At 65.6% G+C, this 5,369-nt stretch carries 5 protein-coding genes and 1 pseudogene; 2 read left to right on the forward strand and 4 right to left on the reverse strand.

The features are described 5' to 3' along the window. Together AC1DY5_RS40690 and AC1DY5_RS40695 are read left to right on the forward strand one after the other, a co-directional pair. A pseudogene (locus AC1DY5_RS40690) lies at positions 1 to 236 on the forward strand (hypothetical protein); the annotation flags it as partial. A 409-nt stretch (positions 237 to 645) separates the two neighbouring features. Beyond that, positions 646 to 1,734: an adenylate/guanylate cyclase domain-containing protein gene (locus tag AC1DY5_RS40695; protein ID WP_478120118.1), complete on the forward strand. Its 1,089-nt coding sequence runs from the start codon at positions 646 to 648 to the stop codon at positions 1,732 to 1,734. Positions 1,735 to 2,165: 431 nt separating this feature from the next. Here the strand turns inward: AC1DY5_RS40695 and AC1DY5_RS40700 are convergent, their stop codons facing one another. The 4 genes from AC1DY5_RS40700 to AC1DY5_RS40715 all read right to left on the reverse strand — a co-directional run. After that, a complete protein-coding gene (locus tag AC1DY5_RS40700) occupies positions 2,166 to 2,747 on the reverse strand; it encodes a cupin domain-containing protein (protein ID WP_478120119.1) in 582 nt (193 codons plus the stop codon). Between the two features lie 38 nt (positions 2,748 to 2,785). Beyond that, the gene (locus AC1DY5_RS40705) at positions 2,786 to 3,763 is read right to left on the reverse strand and encodes a Bug family tripartite tricarboxylate transporter substrate binding protein (RefSeq protein WP_478120120.1); all 978 of its coding nucleotides are present in this window, start codon (positions 3,761 to 3,763) and stop codon (positions 2,786 to 2,788) included. Positions 3,764 to 3,813: 50 nt separating this feature from the next. Next, on the reverse strand, positions 3,814 to 4,794 hold the full coding sequence (locus AC1DY5_RS40710) for a Bug family tripartite tricarboxylate transporter substrate binding protein (RefSeq protein WP_478120121.1): 981 nt from the start codon (positions 4,792 to 4,794) through the stop codon (positions 3,814 to 3,816). Continuing rightward, on the reverse strand, positions 4,791 to 5,369 hold a 579-nt coding region (locus AC1DY5_RS40715), incomplete at its 5' end, for an alpha/beta hydrolase family protein (RefSeq protein WP_478120122.1). The genes AC1DY5_RS40710 and AC1DY5_RS40715, both read right to left, overlap by 4 nt.

Genomic DNA, 5,369 nt, shown 5'->3' on the forward strand with positions numbered 1-5,369 from the left:
CTGCACTGGTGCGCTGCGTGATCAGTGTGTTGGCGCCGTGCTCAATGCTGCTGGTCGCAGCACGGGGCGCGCCTAGGCCGCTGGACGAGGTTCGTCGGATGCCTCGCGAAGCCATCATCACCCATCTGCACACATACGCGCTTGCTGGATTAGAGGCAATTGGCCGCGAGCACGGCCGTCGCAAGCCACCAGAGCTTGGGCCCGCGACGGTCGGTCTGGATGCGCCGAGGAAGTAGCTCGCGAGTCAAGTCCAGTGGTTCGAGGATGGCAAACGATCTCGTGGGCAACTTGCCCCCGCCGCGATCCGCTGAGCCGCAGATTTAGGGGCGCATGAACCGGACGTTCAAGAACACCCGCTGCTGGCCGCGASCACCAGTTCGCAGCCGGACCTTGTAGCTGACCTTCGACGCGGGTGTGGCCAAGGCCTKCTATCGGCGAGATTGGCGAACAGGCGGTCCCGCCCAGGACCGGACCTTCGCGAACGACCGCTCGCACCCGCTGGTTCAAGTAGATAAGGCGATTGAGGACCCCGGCCTCGATCTAGGCCTCGGCTGTCGGCCCCCAAGGATCTTGTGCGCCCAACACACCACCTGCTCGATGGAGCCTGGCAGGCGTTCGCCGTGGTGCCCTTAGACTCGAGGGCAGATGATCGCCACACTTTCCGCCGTCACGCGCGAACGACTGCGGCGGTTCATGCGCATCATGCGCATAGCCGCGGTCATCGGTGCGGGCTTCGGTGCAGTCTATGGCGGCGCGATTGCCGGACCGGGCGCTCGCTCGCTGCTCGCTTCCCTGCTGATCTCGATACCGATTGGTGTCATTCACGCCCTGCTCACGGCTTCATGGATCGCCGGCATCGAGATCTTCCTGCTGCCTCGCGCTTCGATGCGATGGCTCGACGCGCTGCCGTTCGCTGCGGTGTTTATCCTGAAGACGCTTGTCTACGGCGCGATCGCAGGGGCGGTCCTCGCCGGCCAGCCGGGAGMGCGCTTGTTGGGCGTTGTCACCGTCTATAACGCGCGCACCGGGCTGATCGCGGTTTGCCTCTCGCTCGTGCCCGTTGCCGTCGTGGTGATGATGTTTCAGGCCGCGGGCCTCGTCGGCTACCGCACGTTCATGGCTCTTCTGCTTGGAAAGTATCGCCGGCCCTACGCCGAGCGACGCTTCTTCCTCTTCGTCGATGTGGTGGGCTCGACCGCAATCGCCGAGCGGCTCGGGGCGCTGGAGGCACATCGCTTCCTCGCCTCGGTGTTTTCGGCAGTCGCCGAACCGATCGAGCTGTGCCGCGGCGAAATCTACCAATACGTCGGTGACGAGATCGTCATCACCTGGGTCGAGGCTGACGGCGTTGCGGATGCGCGGGCGTTGCGCTGCTTCTTCGCGATGCGCGCGGCGCTCGCCGCGGACGCGAACCGGTTCGTCCAACGCTTTGGCGCGCCACCGCAGYTGCGTGCGGCCCTGCACCTGGGTGAGGTCGTCGCCGGCGAGGTCGGCCAGGTGCGCCGTGCGATTGTCTTTCATGGCGACGTCATGAACACGACCGGGCGCCTCGAGCAGGCGACCCGCGAAGTCGGATGCTTCTTCATCGCATCGGCGGAAGCGCTCGCCTCCCTCGGCCCGCCGCCGGAAATCCATATCCACGACCTTGGCGCGCTGGCGCTGCGCGGACGAGTCGAGCCCATCCATGCGTTCTGCGTCGAACATTCGGATAGGAGCGCTTTGAAGAGCGCATGAATGCTGTGCAACAGGAAGGAGTTCTTTTCTCTGACGTCCGGCTTCAAATCAGAGGAAGTCGCGCGTTAGCTACCTCGAAAGCTCAAGTCCCACTCGTCGACGTTTCGAAGTTCAGGTTTCGGACGGCTAACTTTGCTCAGGGGTATGTCATCAACGGGCCCAAAGCTCTGATTCGCGACTTGCGGAGGCTGTCGTTCGCGCACGATGTCGCCCCTGCTCGTACGTTGCCACCCATGCTGATTCATGACGATGACGCCGAGGTCAAGTTCCAAAGTAGACCGGACGTCAGTCAAGAAAAGGGCCAAGGTCGGGTTTCGGCGACCACTGTCATTCTGCAACCAAATTCGAAGGACAGTAGACAGTCTAAAGCTCGCTTTCCTTTCCTGTCCGCGAGGGCGACTCCCCCGCAAACAAGGAGCTGCGCAACATTCCTAGTTGCGCCCGCGAAGCGTTGTTGCAATGCCTTCGTCGTACGCTCCGTCCACCAAGACGAAGAGCATCCGGCACGGCTTGTCCGAGCGATTGGCCCAGGCGTGGTTCGTCCCGCGCTGCACGACGACGCTGCCGGCCTTCAGCGCCACCTCGCCCTTGTCGAGCACCAGCGTGAGTTCGCCTTCGATCACGATGCCATAGTCCACCGTCTCGGTGCGATGCATAAGCGGATGCGGCGCAGCGTCGCCCGCGGTCGAGGCGCCGGCATCGCCGATCTCCTGGAAACCGGCCCGCATGTCCGCCGCGCTGCGCGAGAGCAGCTCGGGCGTGTCCGGCGGAATGTCCACGAAGCGGATACGCGTGCCATTGCGCGGCGGGGGCAGCATCAGCGGTCCGGGCGTAGGGTCCGGGCCATTGTCGATGGCGGCGGGCGTGCCCGCGGTCGACCACACCTCGTGGAACACCACACCCTCGATGCCCTGGAGTTCGACCACCGTGGCAAGAGGTCCGTCGCTCGACACGACGGCGCGGCCCTCGTCGTCATGCCCTGTCACCACGCGGTGGATGGGAGGAAAGCTCATCTGCATTCTCCTTTCAAATGAAAGATGCCAGCGCCAAATCACTCGGCGGTGATGTTGTTGTCCTTCACCACCTTGGCCCAGGCGCGTGCATCTTCGCCCAGGAAATGCCGGAAGGCTTCCGGTGGCTCGCCCACCGGCGTCAAGCCATAACCTTCGAGTTTGGCCCGGAATGCCGGCATGGCAACGACCTTCTGCGACTGCGCAAGCAGGCTCGCCAACACCGGCTCGGGCGTCCCCTTGGGTGCGAAAATGCCGTGCCAGGAATCGCCGACGAAACCAGGCAGCACTTCGGCGATGGCCGGCACATCCGGCAGCCCATCGATGCGCTTCGCGCTCGACACGCCCAATGCCCGGACTTTGCCCGCCTTCACCTGCGGAATCGCGCCCGTGCTGGCGTCGAAGGCAACGTCGACACGCTGTGCGATCACGTCCGGCAGAAAATAGTCCTTGTAGGGCACGTGGGTCATCGAGACGCCGGCCTGGCCGAGCAGCCTTGCCATGGCCACATGAGTGCCCTGGCCGATGCCCGCGCTCGCGTAGGTCATCGTGTCGGGCTTGGCCTTGGCCTCGCGGATCAGGTCCTGCAAGGTGCGGATCTTCGAGTCGTTCGATGTGACCAGCACGTAAGGCACCGAGAGGATGCGAGTCACCGGAACGAAGTCCTCCGCCTTGTACGGGAGCTTCTTGTAGACATAGGGGTTGATCGAGAAGGTGTTGTTCACCGTCCAAAGCAAGGTGTAGCCGTCCGGTGCAGCATTCGCCGCGGCCTGCGCGGCAATGATGGTGCTGGCGCCGGGCCGGTTCTCCACCACGACCGCCTGCCCGGTTGCCTTGGAGAACTCGTCGCCCCAGAGGCGCGCGATCACGTCCGGCGAGGTGCCCGCCGGGAACGGGACGATCAGCTTGACCGGCCGCGATGGGTACGCCGACTGTGCGCTCGCGGAAAAAGTTGCCGCTGCCAGCAGCGCGCCGGCCATGCCGAGCAGTAGTCGCCGGGAAAAGTTCTTCGATGTCATTGGTTCGTCWCCATTGTTGATTGATCCGTCGTCGGTTGTGCAGGCGAGCGTCAGGCCCTCAGATCCAGGCGCCGCACGAGCGCCGGGAAGTCCGCCATGTCTTGGCGGATGGTCGCTTCGAGCACCTGCGGCCCACCGCCCACCAGTTCCCACCCGTTGACCTGGGCACGGGCCTTCATCTGCGTGTCGGCCAAGGCCCTGTCGAGCGCCCTGTTCAGCCGCGCGACGACCTCCGGCGACGTGCCGCGCGGCGCCGCGAGGCCGATCCAGAACGAAGGGTCGTAGCGGGGAAAGCCCGATTCGGCCAGCGTCGGCACGTCGCTGATCGAAGCCAGCCGCCGCGCGGCCGTCTGCGCCAGCGGCACGATGGTTCCGCCCTTGAGCCCGGGCTGTGCCGAAGAAAAGTCCAGCAGCGCCAGCTGCACCTCACCCGCCATCAGGCCGGTGGTGAGCGGCCCGGAGCCCTTGTAGGGCACATGGACCAGCTCGATGCCGGCCAGCGCCTTGAATTGCTCGATGGCGATGTGGTTGGTGGCCCCGATGCCGGCGCTGCCGTAGAACAGCTTGCCAGGCTGGGCCTTGGCCTGCGCGATGAAATCGCGCAGGCTGCGCCAGGGCGACTTGCCCGGCGTCGCCAGGATGCCGACTGCACGCAGCGCCAGTCCGACCGGCGCAAGGTCGCGCGGCGGATCGACTTGCGCGCCCTGCTGCACCAATGGCGCGACGATGTGGTTGGAACGCGAGGTCACCAAAACGGTATAGCCATCCGCTGCCGCGTTGGCCACCGCCGCGCTTCCGATCAACCCGGCGGCGCCCGGCCGGTTGTCGATCACCAGGGGCTGCCCCAGTTCCGCGCGCATGGACTCGGCCAGGAAGCGCGCCACGATGTCGGACGGGCCGCCCGGCGGGTTGGGCACGACCAGCTTGATGGGACGTTGGGGAAAGAGGCCATCGGCCCACGCGCGGCCCACAGTAAGAGGCGCGACGCCCGCCAGCAAGGCAGTGGTAAGGAAGGATCTGCGGTGGCTCATGCGCGTGTCTCCGGAGTGGGCTGCAAAGCGGGCAGCGCCGTGCGCCCGCCCAGGGTTTCGGCCACCCAGTCGGCGATGTAGGCGCCGGCGTTGGCCGAGTTGTCGAAGCTGGAATGCTGGGAACCGCCCTCGCGGTCGGTGAAGGCCTTCAGTTCCCGCTTTGGGCTGTTCACCAGTTGCTCGAAGGTACGCTGGGCCCACTTCAGCGGAATCTGCGAGTCCTTCTCGCCGTGCGTCACGAGGAAGGGCACGCGAATCCTGTCGACGACGCCGTCCAGGTGCACGTCCTCGGCGATGCGCATGAAGTCGTCGACGTCCCTGGCGCCCCACACCCAGCACACATGCGACCAGTAGTGCGGCACCGGGAAGCTGCCCTCCTTCTCGAGCCGCCGCTTCTGCACGTCGCGCCAGTCGTGGTTCGCACCCCAGACCACGCCGCAGGCAAAGCGCGGCTCCATGGCCACTGCCCGCGGGCAGTAGTAGCCGCCCAGCGAGACGCCCTCGCATCCGATGCGCGCGGGATCGATGTCCGCGCGCGTTTCCAGCCAGTCGACCACGCGACTGGCCCAGTGCTC

It is taken from the genome of Variovorax sp. P4_D9 (genome assembly GCF_056401695.1).